Origin of the sequence: Silicimonas algicola, assembly GCF_003970735.1 — a bacterium.
GTDB classification, from domain to species: domain Bacteria; phylum Pseudomonadota; class Alphaproteobacteria; order Rhodobacterales; family Rhodobacteraceae; genus Silicimonas; species Silicimonas algicola.
Window position 1 is genome coordinate 4,034,565 of sequence record NZ_CP034588.1, and the last position, 17,206, is coordinate 4,051,770.

General features: G+C 61.3%; 20 protein-coding genes and 1 tRNA gene. 13 read left to right on the forward strand and 8 right to left on the reverse strand.

All coding sequences use genetic code 11. From position 1 onward, the window contains the following. The first annotated feature begins 51 nt into the window (after positions 1-51). The 4 genes from EF888_RS19945 to EF888_RS19960 all read left to right on the forward strand — a co-directional run bounded on the left by EF888_RS19945 (position 52) and on the right by EF888_RS19960 (position 5,275). Entirely contained in the window at positions 52-378 is a 327-nt protein-coding gene (locus tag EF888_RS19945; RefSeq protein ID WP_164721768.1) for an Hpt domain-containing protein, read from the forward strand. Between the two features lie 572 nt (positions 379-950). Then, positions 951-2,231 carry a tyrosine-type recombinase/integrase gene (locus tag EF888_RS19950; RefSeq protein ID WP_109760389.1) on the forward strand — a complete coding sequence of 427 codons (1,281 nt, stop codon included), beginning with the start codon at positions 951-953 and terminating at the stop codon, positions 2,229-2,231. Positions 2,232-2,496: 265 nt separating this feature from the next. Continuing rightward, complete coding sequence (locus EF888_RS19955) at positions 2,497-2,766, forward strand: helix-turn-helix transcriptional regulator (RefSeq protein WP_109760388.1); 270 nt, start codon at positions 2,497-2,499, stop codon at positions 2,764-2,766. A 193-nt stretch (positions 2,767-2,959) separates the two neighbouring features. Beyond that, positions 2,960-5,275, forward strand: coding sequence for a phage NrS-1 polymerase family protein (locus EF888_RS19960; RefSeq protein ID WP_109760387.1), 2,316 nt, complete (start codon positions 2,960-2,962; stop codon positions 5,273-5,275). A 144-nt stretch (positions 5,276-5,419) separates the two neighbouring features. Here EF888_RS19960 and EF888_RS19965 read toward each other — a convergent pair whose 3' ends face one another. Further along, the gene (locus EF888_RS19965; protein WP_206508378.1) at positions 5,420-5,974 is read right to left on the reverse strand and encodes a Swt1 family HEPN domain-containing protein; all 555 of its coding nucleotides are present in this window, start codon (positions 5,972-5,974) and stop codon (positions 5,420-5,422) included. A gap of 26 nt (positions 5,975-6,000) precedes the next feature. Further along, positions 6,001-6,606, reverse strand: a complete 606-nt coding sequence (locus tag EF888_RS19970; protein ID WP_206508379.1) for a DUF5343 domain-containing protein — start codon at positions 6,604-6,606, stop codon at positions 6,001-6,003. Positions 6,607-6,997: 391 nt separating this feature from the next. On the opposite strand from EF888_RS19970, the gene EF888_RS19975 reads away from it, so the two are divergent. From EF888_RS19975 to EF888_RS19990, 4 genes are all read left to right on the forward strand, one after another. Further along, positions 6,998-7,747 (forward strand): hypothetical protein, encoded by a 750-nt coding sequence (locus tag EF888_RS19975; protein ID WP_109760384.1) that lies wholly within the window; start codon positions 6,998-7,000, stop codon positions 7,745-7,747. An 80-nt stretch (positions 7,748-7,827) separates the two neighbouring features. Then, on the forward strand, positions 7,828-8,211 hold the full coding sequence (locus tag EF888_RS19980; protein WP_109760383.1) for a DUF5681 domain-containing protein: 384 nt from the start codon (positions 7,828-7,830) through the stop codon (positions 8,209-8,211). A gap of 77 nt (positions 8,212-8,288) precedes the next feature. After that, positions 8,289-8,624, forward strand: coding sequence for a hypothetical protein (locus EF888_RS19985; protein WP_146203008.1), 336 nt, complete (start codon positions 8,289-8,291; stop codon positions 8,622-8,624). Then, positions 8,621-8,920, forward strand: coding sequence for a hypothetical protein (locus EF888_RS19990; RefSeq protein ID WP_146203007.1), 300 nt, complete (start codon positions 8,621-8,623; stop codon positions 8,918-8,920). The genes EF888_RS19985 and EF888_RS19990 overlap by 4 nt, the downstream gene beginning before the upstream one ends. A gap of 353 nt (positions 8,921-9,273) precedes the next feature. Here EF888_RS19990 and EF888_RS19995 read toward each other — a convergent pair whose 3' ends face one another. The 5 genes from EF888_RS19995 to EF888_RS20015 form a co-directional block, all read right to left on the reverse strand. Beyond that, positions 9,274-9,645 carry a hypothetical protein gene (locus EF888_RS19995; protein ID WP_109760379.1) on the reverse strand — a complete coding sequence of 124 codons (372 nt, stop codon included), beginning with the start codon at positions 9,643-9,645 and terminating at the stop codon, positions 9,274-9,276. A 149-nt stretch (positions 9,646-9,794) separates the two neighbouring features. Continuing rightward, positions 9,795-9,871: transfer RNA gene (locus EF888_RS20000), tRNA-Arg, on the reverse strand. A gap of 49 nt (positions 9,872-9,920) precedes the next feature. Beyond that, complete coding sequence (locus tag EF888_RS20005) at positions 9,921-11,357, reverse strand: sensor histidine kinase (protein WP_109760378.1); 1,437 nt, start codon at positions 11,355-11,357, stop codon at positions 9,921-9,923. 18 nt (positions 11,358-11,375) lie between these two features. Further along, complete coding sequence (locus EF888_RS20010; protein WP_109760377.1) at positions 11,376-12,755, reverse strand: dihydrolipoyl dehydrogenase family protein; 1,380 nt, start codon at positions 12,753-12,755, stop codon at positions 11,376-11,378. Then, positions 12,752-13,486, reverse strand: coding sequence for a TVP38/TMEM64 family protein (locus EF888_RS20015; RefSeq protein ID WP_109760376.1), 735 nt, complete (start codon positions 13,484-13,486; stop codon positions 12,752-12,754). The genes EF888_RS20010 and EF888_RS20015 overlap by 4 nt, the downstream gene beginning before the upstream one ends. Positions 13,487-13,755: 269 nt before the next feature. Between EF888_RS20015 and rpmH the strand changes: the two genes are divergently transcribed. The 3 genes from rpmH to yidD all read left to right on the forward strand — a co-directional run bounded on the left by rpmH (position 13,756) and on the right by yidD (position 14,573). Beyond that, positions 13,756-13,893 (forward strand): 50S ribosomal protein L34, encoded by a 138-nt coding sequence (gene rpmH, locus EF888_RS20020; RefSeq protein WP_109760375.1) that lies wholly within the window; start codon positions 13,756-13,758, stop codon positions 13,891-13,893. A gap of 114 nt (positions 13,894-14,007) precedes the next feature. Next, positions 14,008-14,355 (forward strand): ribonuclease P protein component, encoded by a 348-nt coding sequence (gene rnpA, locus EF888_RS20025; RefSeq protein WP_109760374.1) that lies wholly within the window; start codon positions 14,008-14,010, stop codon positions 14,353-14,355. After that, a complete protein-coding gene (gene yidD / locus EF888_RS20030; protein ID WP_109760373.1) occupies positions 14,352-14,573 on the forward strand; it encodes a membrane protein insertion efficiency factor YidD in 222 nt (73 codons plus the stop codon). The genes rnpA and yidD overlap by 4 nt, the downstream gene beginning before the upstream one ends. Before the next feature lie 61 nt (positions 14,574-14,634). On the opposite strand, the gene EF888_RS20035 is transcribed toward yidD, so the two are convergent. Then, positions 14,635-15,162: a hypothetical protein gene (locus EF888_RS20035; protein WP_126918619.1), complete on the reverse strand. Its 528-nt coding sequence runs from the start codon at positions 15,160-15,162 to the stop codon at positions 14,635-14,637. 288 nt (positions 15,163-15,450) lie between these two features. On the opposite strand from EF888_RS20035, the gene yghU reads away from it, so the two are divergent. Both yghU and ttcA read left to right on the forward strand, forming a co-directional pair. After that, on the forward strand, positions 15,451-16,317 hold the full coding sequence (yghU, locus tag EF888_RS20040; RefSeq protein ID WP_109760371.1) for a glutathione-dependent disulfide-bond oxidoreductase: 867 nt from the start codon (positions 15,451-15,453) through the stop codon (positions 16,315-16,317). A 45-nt stretch (positions 16,318-16,362) separates the two neighbouring features. Beyond that, positions 16,363-17,199, forward strand: coding sequence for a tRNA 2-thiocytidine(32) synthetase TtcA (ttcA, locus tag EF888_RS20045; protein ID WP_109760370.1), 837 nt, complete (start codon positions 16,363-16,365; stop codon positions 17,197-17,199). Positions 17,200-17,206 lie beyond the last annotated feature (7 nt).

The window sequence follows — 17,206 nt, forward strand, 5'->3', positions numbered from 1 at the left end:
CCTGGCGGCGCTCGGCTGCCGAAGCGGCGGCAGGATGGAAGGAGTCAATTGTTGGATAAGAGAACTGAGGCTCGACTGGCAGCCGTGCGCGCGCGGTTCGCTGTCCGCCTGGAAGAGGGCGTAGCGAGGCTCGAGACGTATCGCAGAGCGCTCTCGAAGGGGGACCCGGCCCCGCTTGGAGATCTTGAATCCTTTGCACACAATCTCGCGGGGGCCGCGGCCAGCTTCGACTTCCCTGAGGTGGGGGATGCGGCCCTCACGCTTGAGGACCACATCCAGGACTTCCGTTCGGGAAACGCCCGACTGGAACAGTTGGAGCGCCCCATCGCATCGCTCCAGTCGACGCTGAGAGGGGCGGTGTCCGGCGGTCAGAGGTAACCCGTAGCGGGTAAGAGCTCCAGAAGGGCGATAGCGATGAATGACAGGCATGCGCCGTTTCATCGGGGTGCGCAACAGCGACATCGTCGCTGTGCTGGCCTGGTCAGTGCTCGCTCCCGAAGCCTTTCGTGCAAGAAGAGCTTGATGAGCATTTTGAATGGCCCGTAGTAGACCAAGTCGAGAAGGTGAACGACTACTTTAGAGAGAGGTTGTTCCCATATTGACCCCGTGGACAGCTGGCCTCTCTCGACGCGAAGGGTGAGGCGACGTCGGGTGACGGAAAGCGGCCGAGTGGGGGAATAATTGGGGGAACGCCTCACCCAGAAACCCCGCAAGTCGTTGCCTTACACCAATAAGTGTCAGAAAATTGGCGCGCTGGGGAGGATTCGAACCCCCGACCCCTTGATTCGTAGTTTTCCAGCGGCACGCCTGCGATTGCCAGCGATTGCCAGCATCAACCAATTTTTCCTCACATAGTCAGATACTTGACGCCATTGCTAGCCGGCGCGAGAATGTCCTAAACGGTTCTAGCGTGCTGGTATGTTGCTAGCACGCTAGCCAAGGAGAGCCACATGGCGAAGCTTACGAAGACCTTCATCGACCGGGTCCAACCGCCCGCAAAAGGTTACGAAATTCACTGGGATGACCGAGTGTCAGGATACGGCCTGCGCATTACTGCGAGCGGGGTCCGTGCCTTCGTCGCCCAGGGGCGCGTGAACGGGAAAGCAGTCATCGTCACCATCGGGAGATTTGGTCTTTATACCGAGGACCAAGCTCGCAAGCGGGCGCAGAGTATCCTCCAGCAGATGCGCGAAGGCATCGACCCTCGGGACGCGAAGAAGGTCGATGCCACCAAGCAGATCACATTGCGCGAACTGGCCGACGCTTATTTGGCCCGAGGGCTGCTGAAGGAAAGCACCCGGCGCGATATGGACCGTCACATCGAAACCGCGTTCAAGAAGTGGAAGGACCGCGCCATCACCAGCATCACGCCTGCCGAATGCCGGGCGCTGTTCGAGAAGATCGCCGCTGAGGGGTTGCGCAAGAAACCCGCGCCCGCCCCCAGCGCCGCGCGCCTCTACATGGTCACGTTGCGCACGTTGCTGAACTTCGCCATCGAGGAATACCGCCTTCAGGACGGGACACCGATCATCCTGCACAACCCGGTCTCGATCTTGAAGCGGGACTTAAAACCGTCACCGCCGCGCACCGAGCATATCGACAAGCGGCAGATCGGCGAATTCTGGAACTGGCTTGATGACGTTCGCGCCGAAGCCATCAACGACGACGCCGCGACTGGTGTGGACTTCATCAAGTTCGTCACCCTCTGCGGCGGGCGCAAAGACGAGTCCCGCACTCTCACTTGGGATCGTGTCAACATCGACGACGACCCGACGAACTGCTGGTGGCACATCCCCGACCCGAAGAACAAGAACCCGGTGTGGTTGCCGCTCAGCACACAGGCCGTCGAGGTGCTGAAACTGCGGCGCGGCCTGAGCGACAGCAAGTTCGTGTTTCCATCGCGCGGAAAACTCGGCCACATCATGGACCCCCGTGCTCCGTTTGAACGGTGGGCGAAGCGCACAGGCATGAAGCGTTTCTCAATGCACGATCTCAGGCGAACGGCGATCACCCTCGGCATCAATGCCTGCGGTCTGGACACCGCTAAGCTAGAGCTTCTCACGAACCATGTGCCTCAGTCAGTCACGCAGAAACATTACCTTCAGACCTCCGACCTCCGCGACTATCACCGCGAGGTGCAGGCGATTGGCGACTATATTGAGGGCGCTGCGCGTATTGCAGCCGCAAAGGCCAGCGGCGCGAATGTCGTCTCCTTGGAAAGCCGCGCGTAATGCGTGCTGCCACCCCGAAAATATCGGGCACCAGCCGGGGATCAGGGCCTGCCGCCCCTACCCCGGCGGCGGGGCGGGATCGCGCTGTAGCCGACGCGCTGCGGGCCGTGCCGTTGTCTCCGACTGCAGAAACCCCTTGCCGACTTTTGCCAGTTTTCGCTAGCCTATACCCATAGCCCACCGCCAGCCACTACATGTAGTGTGTCGGTATGGGGCACCCGAAGCCGGGATTGGGAAACGCCGGTCACCTGTTCAGGAGACCGACATGATTGAATATCTCGACCTGACCGATGCTACCTTTGAGGAACTGTGCGCGCATTTCGGCTACACGCCGAAAGGGCGTCCAGTCTCGACCAAAGAAGCTGCATCCATGGCTGACGTGCATCCCATGACCTTCGAGGCGTATCGGGCGCGCGGTGAGGGACCGCGCTTCTTCCAGCCTCCCGGCACCCGCCGCATTTGGTATGCCGAGGTTGATGTGCTGCGTTGGCTGGCCAGCGGATCGAAGCTCAATACCAGCGAAGCCGCCGCGTAAGTCGGCTCCATTATGACGAATACGAACGTCAGCCGCCACAGCGCGGAATGCAGTAAGCGCGCGCCTGTGTCGGGCGTGCCCCCGTTCCAGCGCGGTCATAGCCCCAACCGAGAAGCGGTCGGGTTCCGCTCCAAGAACCCGACCGCCAACCAGACCGAAGCCACTGCCCCAGATTGAGGAAAGAGCAGCAACCATGCACACGGTAACAGAGGCCGGAATCGGTCCGCAAACGAGCCCTTACGAGCGACTGCCCACAGAGCTTCGCGCGCTTTCGCAATGGTGCGTCACGCCGGGAACGGCCATCGACAAGGCACCCCGGGCGGCGGACGGACAGCCCGCCAAGGTGAACGACCCGAGCACGTGGATGGACTTTGACACCGCCTGCCGGGTGGCATCGGAGAAAGGCTGGCGGATCGGCTTCGTCTTCACTGCCGCTGATCCGTTCGCCTGTATCGACCTCGATTGGGTCAACGAACAGACGCAGCTTGCGAAGGGTCAGCCGGTTGACCCGACCAAATGGTCCACCGAGGGGGATCGCGACGCTTACCTTCGCATCGTCGCCCACATGAACACCTATACCGAGGTTTCGCGATCCGGCCTCGGTCTGCACCTCATCGTTCAGGCGGACATCGGCAAGGGGTGCCATGTCGGAAACGTCGAGATCTATAGTGAACGCCGCTTCCTGATCTGCACCGGCATGGTTCATTGCGAACTACCCGTCGCTGAGCAGCAGGAGTCGGTTGATGCGCTGGTTACGGAGCTTCGCCTGCGCCAGAAGGTTCCCTCGGTCAACCTGGCTCCGGTTCCCGACGAACCGGAGAAGGAGATTGACGACGAGGTTTTGGGGCGAGCCAAGAAGGCAGCGAACGCCGTGAAGTTCCAGATGCTCTGGGACGGCAATTGGAAAGGCAAGCCAAACTACCCGTCCCAATCCGAGGCGGACATGGCGTTGCTCGGCATCCTCGCCTTCTACAGCCCGAACAATGGGCAGGTGATGCGCCTCTTTCGCAAGAGCGAGCTTGGGAAGCGCGAGAAGGCGACAAAAGAAGACCGATACCTGAGCCGCAGTATTGATGCGATCCGCCGCCGCCAAGCATTCGAGAAACAGCAAGCCGAGCAGTCGCGCGCCGCCTTCAAGATGATTGGCGAAGAAGGCTTCTCAGCCGCCGCGCTCCCTCCGACTATGGACATTGGCGAAATGCACAGGGCGCTCGTCTACATCGCCGCTGAAAAGACGATGATCGTGTTCCGTGACAACACTGCCGTCCAGCTTCCGCCCCCCAGCATGGGTCAACTGCTGAAGCACAACACGACCACGATCCCGGCCACCGAGGATGAGGACGAGAAGAAGGTGCCAACCTTCGCTCTCTGGCAGAGCAGCGCGAACCGCCAGGTGGCGTATACCATGACTTTTGACCCGAGCGCCGGGGAGTTCTGTAAGGCCGACGACGGCCGACACGCCCTGAATATGTGGAAGCCACGCCCGCACAATCCCCCGCGCGATTGGGCACAGCGGATCGGCATCTTCCTCAATCATGTAGAGTATCTCGTTCCGGGCAAGATCGAGCGTGAGCGGTTCCTCGATTGGCTGGCACATATCGAACAGCACCCCGGCGTCCTGCCGCACAACCATTACCTGATGATCGCGACCCAACAGGGGGTTGGGCGGAACTGGTTGGCCGCGCTGCTGGCGCATGTCTGGTCCGGGAACGTCGCCATGGACTTCGACCTCAAGTCCAGCCTCTCCAGCGGGTTCAACGGCCAGCTTTCGCGCAAGCTGCTGGCCGTGGTGGACGAGATCAACGAGGGCGGCACGGGCGAGCGGTGGCAGCACAGTGAGAAGCTTAAGTCGATGGTCACCGCCTCGCATCGCTTCATCAACATGAAATATGGCCTTCAGTTCACGGAGAAGAACTGTTGTCGCTTCCTAATCTTCTCTAACTATGAAACCGGTCTGCCGCTGACCAACGACGACCGGCGCTGGAACGCAATCATGAATCCCGACGAACCTCGGGACGAAGCGTATTACCGGCAGCTCTACGCCACCCTCTATCCCCACCCAGATCCGCTATTCATCGCCTCGGTTCGACAGTTCCTCCGGACGCGCAACATCGCCGGTTTCAACCCCGGCGCACGGGCGGCGATGAACGACGCGAAGAGGGCGGTTGTCGCGGCCAGCATGACGACCGAGGATGAGAATGCGGCGGCGCTGGTGGAGAGCCATCCTCGCGACCTCATCACGGCGGACGACCTGTTCGACGAGGTGTTCGGCTTCTCGCCCATGCACACGGCGGGGGCGGACACCAGCCGCAAATGGAAACTCCTCGCACCCATCGCCCGGAAGGTCGGCATTGAACCGATGCCGAAACCCTTCGCCCTGTTCGGGCGACCGAAAGTGAAGGTCTGGATCGTGCGGAACCCACAGCGGTGGCGGGGAGCCCTTGCGCACGCCGTGGAACAGGAACTGGCCCGCCTGCCCGCGCCCCCTGAGCCCCCTACCGCCCCCTAACCTAGAGAGGCTGTAACTATGGGCCCACCTTGCACACCCCCATGCAGCACTTTTTATAGTAGGGGGCACAAGGGGACTCAGGGGGCTGGGCGCTGTAAGGCGGGCCCCGGCCTCTGCATTACCCGGCTCAAGAGTCGTTGAGGATTAGGCTTGCTGCCTGAACCAATCCCTTAATGAAAGGTGAAGTCGGACTTCCTCATCCTCCGCGAGAGGCGTGCAATGCGCGATAGCAGCGCGAAGCGTATTGAGATTCTTTAGAATCCTCTCAACCGCCTGAATATCGGTAAAAATATCAGCGAAGTCATTCCAGTTAGATTTAATGATTTCACCTAGCTCTCCAAAATTGGTGTAGTCGAGCATACTACCCGATCGAGGTGTTACACCGGCAGCCAATTCTTTCTTTCGATTTTTTTCGGCGTTATCTTTGACGACGGTCGGAACCACACCAGCCACGCTCCACCAGTCGTTTCCATGCTTCTTTAGGACATCAGAAATGAGTTCACGGATGGAATTCTCCAAGCTGTAGAATATGGTGTAATTTCTCGCCATCCTCTCAGCCTCACTTCTCACCCGCAATGAAAACTGAGGGTAGAATTTATTCTCTATTTCTTTTTCGCGCTTGTGCGTTGGCCCAAGATCGAGATCGAGCTCCTTTGCAACAGATCGAACCTCACTCTCAATGCTGAGGTTGTTGAGCATGAAATATCTGATGCTATGGCTGTCCATCAATTTCGCTTCAGGATGTTTTCGTTCAGAGATTGGAAAATGGCATTGAACACTTTTATGTCGTCCGTCTCTGGGAGATTGAGATTGATTGTGTAGGATAGATTCAGTGGCGTGCCCCCCTGTTGCGTCGCCACTGTCTGCTCCATTGGCGTATGATGATTTGAAGCAGGAAGGTTTTGAGAGATGTTAACTTGAGCGACTTCGGCAGTATCATCCATCTCTAAATCATCTTCAAAGTCGGCATACTCTTTAAGATTCAAGAATGTCGAAGCGGTCAAAGCATCTGCCGAATTTCCTTTCTCCGCACCAGAAACTTCACCTATGAGCTCAAGGAGTTTTGGCTTGGGAAGTTCGTAAGCGTATTCATTCCGCTCAAATAACTCTGCATACCCATGCTTTATCGCTTTCGCCATTGCCGCCTTCGAGGTCGATGTATTCCTAAACTTTCGATATAATTCAGTCGTTGATCCGTCTTGCTGGAGAAAGCCAATACGCTTGAGCAGCGGTATGATAGGCCTAGCGCTACCACCTTTGGCGCCAAGCTTGGTTTCCAAGAAATCCTGCGTAAAACGCTCCGGCGTCTTCGCTTCAATGATCTTGTCCAAGACTGTCTTAACAGTTCCTGGAGAGGCCATGTATGGCAACTTCGCTGACAACCTTCGAGCCCTCGCTGTGGTTCAACATCTACACTTTACCGAATGGCGAGCACAAAGGAAACCATATCTAGATGCGACGACCAGCCATGATACAGGGTTTTGATCACGCACTTACGTTGAGAGCGATGGTGGCTCTAAGCGGACAGTCAAACATTGCTTCCCCATTCTGCGCGCAATGGTCTCCTGAAGGGGTTGGCGAACGGTCAACCCGAATATTCCCAATCACGCACTCGAACTCGACCTAAGGCATTGTCATTAAATAATATTCCTAGCTGACCGAAGGCGAGATCCGCTACCGTAACAGTGCAGTCATAGCCCTATCAGACACCACGAGGACAACATGAACACTGAAATTGACGTGCGGGTCAGTGTCGACCTTCACCCGCAGATCATCGACAACCTTGATGGAGTGGACGCCGACACCTCGACGTTCGTGTCTGGCGCAGTCGAATGCTTCGATGCCGCCTACAAGTTCATCGGCGCAGTCCACGACATGCGCAATGCCGCGTTTGCCGACCCGACACTGACGCCGGAAGCCGCGCTTCTTAAGACCGACGACTACGCGAACAGCAAGCTCACAGCGGTGACCAAGATGCTCGACGGCACCTCGAAGCGCTTCACGACGACCATCAACGCGCTCCAGAAGGACCTGACCGCTGGCGTGAAGGAGGAGGGGAGCAAAATGGTGAGCGGCGAGATCCGGGCGCACATCAAGGCTGCTGGCCCAGACCGCATCAAGCTTTTGGAGCAAGCGCTGGTCGACAAAGATACGGAAGTGCTGTCCGCCGTCTGCGGCGCGTCCCCGATGCTTTCCGCCATTACGAAGGAGATGCACCAATTCTTCACCCTCCGCTACAACGAGCTGGTGAAGCCGGAGACGGCGAAACGGCTGAAGGCGTTGATCGCAGCACGGGACCACATCGACAACAGGGGGCCGCTGGTTTTGCGCGAGATGTTGAAGGCAGTGGGCACCGTGCCGGTCATCCAGAAAGACAAAGCTGGCATCTCCCGCATCGTCGGTCACGTCAAAGCGCACGAGGTTCGCGCCAAGCGGAACGCGAGCGCCGAGGTCTACCGGAAGCTCGCCTGATCGCAGTCCGATTACATCAGGGTAACGCCATGACAGACGCATCTACAGACGAAGCGAAGCCGGGTCACTGGTTTCCGGGGATGCCGTCGCCCAACCCCAAGGGACGACCAAGGGGCATCATCGACAAGCGGCAGCGGCTTCAGAAGATCTTCAGCGACAAGGGCGAGGCACTGGTGCAGACGGCGGTAGACGCCGCACTGGCGGGCGACATGCAGGCTTTGAGCATGTCGCTGGCCCGTCTCGCGCCCCCACTCAAGTCCACGGGCGAGCGCGTTGAGTTCGACTTGGACACCGAACTGCCCCTCTCGGGGCAGGCCAATCAAATCCTGTTGGCCGTCTCGGAGGGCAAACTGGACGTGGACACAGGCCGCGCCCTGATCGCGTGCATCAACTCGGTCGCCGGGATAAGGGCGGTCGAAGAGTTGGAAGAACGGATCATCGTATTGGAGGCCAAAGCGATATGAAGTTCACTGTCTCAGAACACGACCTTTGGGGTCCGGGCCACAACGTAGTGGCCGTGCTCCCGCCAAGCCCCGGTGACTTGTTCGTCGAGGTCATGGTCCACGGCAAGTTCGCGTGGAGTTGGCCAATCACCGACTACGAACGGGCGGTGAAGCTGGCTGTTGCGTTTGCGAACCGCATCCGGGCTGACCGCCCGGTCGTCATCAAGGTGCTGTGTCTGTCCCGACGTGAGGTTGAGACGGTGTTCCGCTTCAGCTTTGCGGAAGAACTGGCTGCGACAGAGACGCCAGAACAGGCGGAGGAAATGTACCAAGCCATCAAGACGACCTGTCTCGAAGCACTGCGCAACAGCTCGGACCCGAGAGTCCGGGCCGACGCGATGGAAACGCTCCAGGGCATGGGGGTCGTGACATGAGACGCGCGTCCCCGCCCGATCGCTGGTTCGACCCGGCCCGCGTGTCCGTCCCGACGCCTCGCCCTGTGCCGGCGGAGGAGGATCGGGGAGTGACGTTCGCTTATGGTCGCCATTGGCGCAACGAAAGTGTCGTAGCGAGAGACGACCCCGACAACACCATCACGCCCACCGAGCAGAAGTTGCTGCACCAGCGCCGTCTGGAAGCGGCCGAAGATCGGCAAGCCGAGGCGGACTCGAACCTCGCTGCCGCCCTGCGCCTCGGTGCGACACTGAAAGTGCTGAAAGACGATGGGTAGCCCAAGGTCGCTTTTGGCGCGGATCGCCCGCCTCGAACATGCTCGGCGACCCCGGCTCTCGCACATCGCCCGCGCCCACGGTTCGTTTGACGCGTTTCAGGCGCAGATACACGAAGAAGTGGAAGCTGGCGCCTTGGACCGGATCGACTGGCTCGGCGAAAAGGGCGATGGCGGCGTGCTGCGGTGCCTTCGCCGGTGGGAAGAGGAAGGCTTGTGTTGAGCGGCACAGGCAAGCCACATGCACGTCCCATAGGCAACCGTCGGACGCAATTCAAACGGAGCAAGCCGTCAGCGATTACTCTCCGTGTCGCTCGCAACGGTAAAGCGCGTCGGGACATGTGTCCGGGGCGCTTTTACACGTCAGTCGAAGGTTCTTCCCGAAGCTCTTGGAGTACCAAGGTCAGGCCAACGATTGCGCCGACAAGACTACCCACGGCCAACGGCAGCTGAGAAGCATCGCCGACTTGAAGAACGACAAACCAGCACAAGCCAGAATAGAGCAGACAGAACAAAAACGCATACAGCGCCCAGCCCATCTTGGCTGACTTTGCAACTTCCTTGGCAAGATGGATGGCAGCATAGCTGCCGCCAGCCATCCCAGCAAAATCGGTGAACCAGTTGGGTCCGTGCCAAGCGTACTGAATCCCAATCACGATTCCGGACACAATGAGAAGTGCTAACGGCGGAACAAAGATCAAGAGTACCGTTCGAAGGAATGCGACCATTGGCGATTCCTAACTTGGGAACCACTCTTGGACAAGGTCTTGGCGACCAACAATGGCTTCGGCGGCTAGCATGACGCTAGCACGACCTCCATGGTGACGCGCGGGCCGAAAACTCAAACAGGTTAAGTAGTTGTTTTTGCTTTGTAAATTGGCGCGCTGGGGAGGATTCGAACCCCCGACCCCTTGATTCGTAGTCAAGTACTCTATCCAACTGAGCTACCAGCGCGCGGACGGAGCGGATGTAGCGGCCCGGTCCCGGCATTGCAAGGCGGAAGTTATTCGGCCGAGGCACGCTTGGGCGACGGAAGACGGACTTCTGCGGCGCGGTCCATTCCGATGACGTTCTTGGGCAGACGGATCTCGAACAGCGTGCCTTCAGGTCCTGTCGAGCGGAGGGTCAGACTTCCACCGTGACCCTTCACTAGTTCCGCCGCAATGGCGAGGCCCAGACCCGCGCCGCCCTTCGTGGCGCCGCCCTGAAAAGGCGTGAACAGATGCTCGCGAGCGCGAGGCGGAAGTCCGGGTCCAGTGTCGGCGATGCGGATCCGCCAGCTTTCGTCATCTTCCTCAGCCGAGACGGTCACTCGGCCGGGCGCGCGTTTTGCTGTGATGGCCTGCCGCGCGTTGCGGACAAGGTTCGATAGCACACGGTAAAGCTGCTCGGGATCCGCGCGAAGCGTGAGGCCGGAGGGGACCTCGTCAACGAACTCGACGGCGCCGCCCTCGTCGGACAGCTTCTCGCCCTCGATGACATCCGTCACGACTCCCGAGAGCCGCACCTGCGACAGCGCCGGCGGCGGCTCCTCGGCTTTCCCGAAGGCAAGCGTCGACTCGCAGAGGTTCACCGCGCGGCCGATGGAGTTGACGAGCTTCGGCGCCAGTCGTGCGACGGCCGGATCCTCGCTGGTCTCTATCCGGTCGGCAAAAAGCTGAGCGGAGGCCAGGATGTTCCGCAGATCGTGGCTGACCTTGGCGACGGCGCTGCCGAGCGCCGCGAGACGCTCGCGCTGGCGCAGCATCGAGGTCAGGTCGGTCTGCATCGATCTCAGCGCGGCCTCGGCCTCGGCCAGTTCGCGCACGCTCGCCGAGGGCTGGATGATCCGGCGTGCGTCCTCGGGCGCGGCCGCATAGCTCTTCATGGCCGACACGACACCCTTGATAGGCTTCACGAGGAACTGGCGCACGGCGAAGAACAGGAGTGCCGCCGTCACGACGGAGATGACGGCGGAGAGTGCGAGGATGCGCAGGCCGTAATCGAGCATCGCGGCGCGAAGCGGCTGCGTCGGCATGGTGATCTCGATCAGGAGACCCGCATCCTGCACGGGTTGGCCGATCACGCGCACGACACGCGGTGAGGGATCGAGGAGGCAGGCGATCGCGTCCCGGATCAGTGACCACGACGACGGAGCGCGCAGGTCGAAGGTCGCGGCGACCGGCGACGGCAGGTCGGAGTTGAGGACGAGCTCGCGCATCTCGTCCCGGCGCAGCACGACGTTGTAGACGCCCGCATTCTTCAGAAGCTCCGTTTCCAGATCGGGGTCGATCATGTCGTCGGCCAGAAGCGCCAGCGACGCGATCTGCGCGCGTTCGAGCCGGTTCGTCATGTAGTCCTGGCGGAAACGCGCGATGGACGGCACGAAGATGAACACCTCGGCGAGCATCACGAACAGGATCGTGAGCACGAGGAAGCGTCCGGACAGCGAATTGAACATCAGCCCCTTCTCCGGGCCCTACGGCAGAAACCGCTGCACGGCCCCGACGACCCGTTTCACCCAAGGGTTACCAAAGAGTTTGGGAGAGAAATAGGCCCCGGCGGCTCTCTTGTTCACCTCGCCGAGCGTCGGATAGGGCGCAACCATGCTGGCGACGGCGCTCATCTTCAGACCGTTGGCCAGAACCAGGGCCCAGAGGCCGATCAGTTCGCCCGCCTCGGCACCCACGATGGTCGCTCCAACAGGCCGGCCCCGGACGACCATCACCTTGGCAAAGCCGGCAGTCTGGCCGGTGGCGATGGCGCGGTCGTTCTCGTCGTAGTCGAAGCGGGCAACGGTCACGCGGTCGCCGTATGCTTCTCGCGCCTCGGTCTCGGTCATGCCCACCTGTGCGAGCTCCGGCTCGGAATAGGTGACGCGCGGGATGTGGTGCGTCTTGGCCTTGGACGGCAGGCTGAAGAGGATCGAGCGGATGACCACCCCGGCGTGGTAGCCCGCAAGGTGGGTAAATTGCATCCCGCCCGCGGCGTCGCCGACGGCGTAGACGCGCCTGTTCGACTTGGAGCGCAGCCCCGTATCCACCGACACGCCCTTTTCGTGGTCGACATTGCCCACCTTCAGGTCGAGACGGTCGAGGTTCACCTTGCGACCGACCGCGACAAGGAGGTGGCTTCCCGTGACGGCACCCTTCGAGGTCTCGACGACGATCCGGTCGCCGTCCTGGCGGACCTGCTCGGCCTTCGCATCCTCGAGGATCGTGACCCCTTCGCGACGAAGCGTGTCGAGCACGAGAGCGGCGGCCTCCGGATCCTCGCGTCCGAGCGCCTTGGCACCCTCTATGACGGTCACAGCGCAGCCCAGACGGACATGAGCCTGCGCCATCTCGATCCCGATGGGACCGCCGCCGATGATGACCAGGTGGTCCGGCTTCTGACGCAGATCGAAGAGCGTCTCGTTCGTCAGGTGGGGGACTGCATCGAGACCGGGTATCGGAGGGACGAGCGGCGAGGAGCCGGTCGCGAGGACGATGCGGCGCGCGGAGATGGTCGTGTCGCCCGCCTGAACCTCGGTATCACTGACGAACCGGCCAAATTCGCGAATGACCGTGACTCCCAAACCCTCGAACCGCTCCTGGCTGTCGACGGGCGCAATGGTCTCAATCACGCGCGCGACGTGGGCCATCGCGGCGGCATAGTTGCCCGATCCGGTCTGATGCGCGCGCTTCGCCTCAGACAGAAGCGCCTTCGATGGCACGCAACCGTAGTTGAGGCAGTCGCCGCCCATCTTGTGGCCTTCCAGGAGGACCACCCGAGCGCCCATCTGGACCGCACCCGCGGCGACGGACAGGCCACCGGACCCGGCGCCTATGACCAGGAGGTCCGTGTCGATGCGGGTCACAGTCGTTTCCCCCGGACGGCGTTCACGACAAGGGGTAGAGCCGCGAGGCAACAGAGGCCGAGGATCGGGAGAAGGATGTGCGGCTCGAAGATGACATCCAGATCCGGAGTTTCGCCCCGCGCCAGGACTTCTCCAAGCCCTGCACCGACCGAGGTATAGACCAGGGCGCCTGGGACGATGCCGAGGGCGGTCGAGATCACGAAGCGATGCAAGGGTACGCCGACGAGCGCCGGCAGCAGGTTTGCGACGAAGAAAGGCACCGCCGGAACCAGCCGGATCAGGAAAAGCATGGGCCACTGGTTGTTATCGATGCCGTCCTTCAGGCGCTTCACCGCACCGTCCGAAACGTCCATGCGCGCAGCCAGACGCTCGCCCGCGCCCCAGCGTGCGGCGAGGAACAGAAGCGACGCTCCAACTGTGGCAGCGAGAACATTGAACACAACGCCGGGGAATGTGCCGAATAGGAAACCGCCGGTCAGGGTCGCCACCGTCGCACCGGGAAGCGAAAAGGTCACGACGCAGATATAGGCCGCCACGAACGCCAGGGCAGTGAGTCCGTAGTGCGCATCCCGGGTGTCCGAGAGCGTTTCGTGATGGCGCGCCAGCGTCTCGAAACTGAGCGTATCGCCGAAGGCCAGCACACCCACGGCGGCAGCGATGACGACCGCGATCAACGGCAGACGCCTGATCCAGCCGTCGCGGGCAGAGGTTCCCTGGGTCATCTCGGTCATCGTACGTATCCTTCCACACCCGCACCTAGCAGAACATGGCGCACTCGCTGTGGCGAAACCGTCGAGATCACGCTGCCTTGATCCGGGGAGAGGCCGCCGCGGCCAGAAAGGGTGCAGGGCAGGCCTGCCTGTAACAATTTCCTGGAGGATGGCCCCCAGAATGTTGCAGCTTGACGCTCTGGAGGCGTTGACTTGCCTGAAACCAGCCCTTAGAGACCGGGCTTCGTAAAGAATTGGGTCCGAATCCGGGCCACGACTGGAGACTGGCTATGTCGAAGCGCACATTCCAACCGTCGAACCTTGTCCGCAAGCGGCGCCACGGGTTTCGCGCGCGCATGGCCACAAAGGGCGGCCGCAGGGTTCTGAACGCCCGCCGCGCTCGCGGACGGAAATCGCTGAGCGCCTGAGCGTCGATGGTCGGGTAAGATCAGGGCCGCCGCGGGAAACTGCCGGCGGTCTTCTCATGTCCGGCCACTGTATGGATGTGATGCCGCCACTTCGCCTTGGATCGGGAGCGGATCATGACTTTTGAAGGTCTGCACATCCTGACGCAGCGCGCGGATTTCGTTCGAGCCTCTTCAGCAAGGCGCGAACGGACACCGGGCTTCGATCTTCAGGCGCGGGTCCGACAGGACGCCGAGGCAGCGGGCATTCGCGTCGGTTTCACCTGCTCGAAGAAGGTCGGCAATGCGGTCGCGCGCAACCGCGCCAAGCGACGCCTTCGCGAGGTCGCGCGCCTCGAATTGCCGGAGCATGGGAGGGACGGGTTCGACTATGTCCTCGTCGGGCGTCGCGAAGTGACAGCGACCCGGGACTTCTCCGAGATGCGCCAGGACTTTGTCCGGGCCCTGCAGCGCCTTCACTCATGAGCCCGCTCGCGCGAGCTTTTGCCGCCCCGGTGCGAGTCTATCGATTGGTTTTCAGTCCTTGGGTCGGACACGGCTGCCGCTTTCAACCGACCTGTTCTGCCTATGCACTTGAGGCGCTGGAACGACATGGCGCGGTGAAGGGAGCCTGGCTTGCCGCTCGGCGTATTGCACGGTGTCATCCGTGGGGCGGCTCAGGCATAGACAACGTCCCGGAGTGATCCCCGCACATGAAAAGGCCCCCGCCGGGGGGCGAGGGCCTTTCCTGGTGTCGACGTCAGCTTACGAGCGGTCGTCGATCACGACGGTGACGCTGTCGTCAGCCGAAACGCTGGCGGCCACGACGTCTTCCGGCGTGTAACCCTCTTCGACCAGAGCAGCCGTCAGAGCGGCGTTCGAGCCGATCTGCGCCTGGAAGTCGTCGAGCATCTGGGCGTCGGACTCGAGAGCCTGGTCAAGCGCGTTGGCTTGCTCGGACCCTTCGATCTGCGACAGGAGCACCCAGTTGATGGTGCTGTCGGCATCGACCATCGACAGGTCGACGTTGGCCAGAGCGCCCGAGTTCAGAGTCGAGATCACCGATCCATAGTTCATGTCGGCATTGGCCGAGGCGTCGGCGATAGCGGTCGTGTCGCCAGTCTCGTTGGTATTCGGGATCGTCTCTGCTGTCGTCGACGAGTCGAGCTCACCGTCAGTACCGATGGAGCCCGTTTCGGGGCTTGCCGATGCATCTGTGTCTTGCGCAATGGCAGCGCCACCAAGACTGGCAGCAATGGCGAGGGCGACGAGTGTTTCAATTTTCTTCTGCATGAGGATACCTCCGAAGCAGTTCGATGTGCGGCGGACCATTCCGTCGCTCGGAGGGTCAACGGCGTGCCCTCCGCCGCGTTCCCACGACGGGATCACGCTTTTCCCATTCCACGCCGGATCCAGCCGAAATCCGCTTGCGACGGCGGCGACTGGTCGCCGGACCGAAACTTCATCTCTTGAATCCAAGCTGGAAGGCATCGGCGCGGAACCTCTGTTCGAATTCGCACATGGCGGGCGCCGTCTGCGGCTCTAGGATGCTCCTTCGAAGTATTCAGAACGGAGATCATCGTGACCGACGACACCTATGCGCCCCCCGAAGTCTGGACGTGGGACAGGGAGAACGGCGGCGAGTTCGCTAAAACGAACCGCCCTATCGCAGGGCCGACGCATGATCGTCCTCTCGATTCCGGACGCCATCCGTTCCAACTCTATTCGCTCGCCACGCCGAACGGTGTGAAGGTGACCATCCTGTTCGAGGAGCTACTCGAAGCGGGTGAGACCGGCGCCGAATACGACGCCTGGCCAATTCGCATCGGCGATGGAGAGCAGTTCGGATCTGGCTTCGTCGAGATCAATCCGAACTCGAAGATCCCGGCACTCCTGGACGTCTGGGGCGAACAGTCGGTTCGCATCTTCGAGTCCGGCGCCATCATGCTTCATCTCGCAGAGAAGTTCGGCCGGTTCCTCGGTCCGGACGGGAAGCGGCCCGAGATGCTGTCCTGGCTTTTCTGGCAGATGGGAAGCGCCCCGTTCCTGGGCGGCGGCTTCGGACACTTCTATGCCTACGCCCCCGAAAAGCTGCGCTATCCCATCGACCGCTATGCGATGGAGGCGAAGCGTCAGATGGATGTCCTGGACCGTCACCTGGCTGACAACCGCTATATGGTGGGTGAGGACTACACCATCGCGGACATGGCGATCTGGGCCTGGTACGGGCAGCTTGCGCTAGGGCGTCTCTATGATGCCGCGACCTTCCTCGACGTGAAGACCTACACCAGCGTGACGAGGTGGGCCCGAGAGATCGATGCGCGCCCTGCCGTCACGCGGGGCAGGATGGTGAACCGAACCTTCGGCGAGCCGTCGATGCAGCTTCACGAACGCCATTCCGCTGCCGACTTCGAAACTGCGACCGAAGACAGGCGCGCCGCCGAATGAGGTGGCGGCTTGCCGGGTGCTGTGGGTTGGAGTAGGCCCGCATCCATGCTCGACGACGCCGAGGAAATCCATCCGCTATTCCAGGGCGCGCCCAGGACGACCGAGTTCCGGAAGCTTCGGAAACGGCTCGTTCGAGACGTGCGCGAGGCGATCGAGCAGTATGGAATGATCGAGCGCGACGCGAGGTGGCTGGTATGCCTTTCGGGCGGAAAGGACAGCTATACGCTGCTGGCCATCCTAAATGAGTTGAAGTGGCGCGGCCTTCTGCCGGTCGAGATTCTTGCTTGCAACCTCGACCAGGGACAGCCCGGCTTTCCGGCAACCGTCCTGCCCGACTTTCTGGCGCGGATGGGCGTGCCGCATAGGATCGAATACCAGGACACCTATTCCATCGTCACCGACAAGATCCCCGAAAACAGGACCTACTGCGCTCTCTGCTCCCGCCTTCGGCGCGGGAACCTGTACCGCGTCGCCCGCGAGGAGGGATGCTCGGCGGTCGTCCTCGGCCACCACCGCGACGACATCCTCGAGACGTTCTTCATGAACCTGTTCCACGGTGGTCGGCTGGCGACCATGCCGCCGAAGCTGGTCAACGAGGACGGCGACCTTTTCGTCTATCGTCCGCTGGCCCATGTGGCCGAGGCGGACTGCGAGAAATTCGCGGCAGCGATGGGCTATCCGATCATCCCCTGCAATCTCTGCGGCAGCCAGGACGGGCTACAGCGCGTCCAGGTGAAGGCGATCCTGGACGGGTGGGAGAAGAACTCGCCGGGCCGACGGCAGGTGATGTTCCGCGCGCTGATGAACGCGCGTCCATCGCACCTTCTCGATCCGAAGCTGTTCGACTTCGCGGGGCTCGTGCGCGGGGTGACCCACGATTAACCCGCTG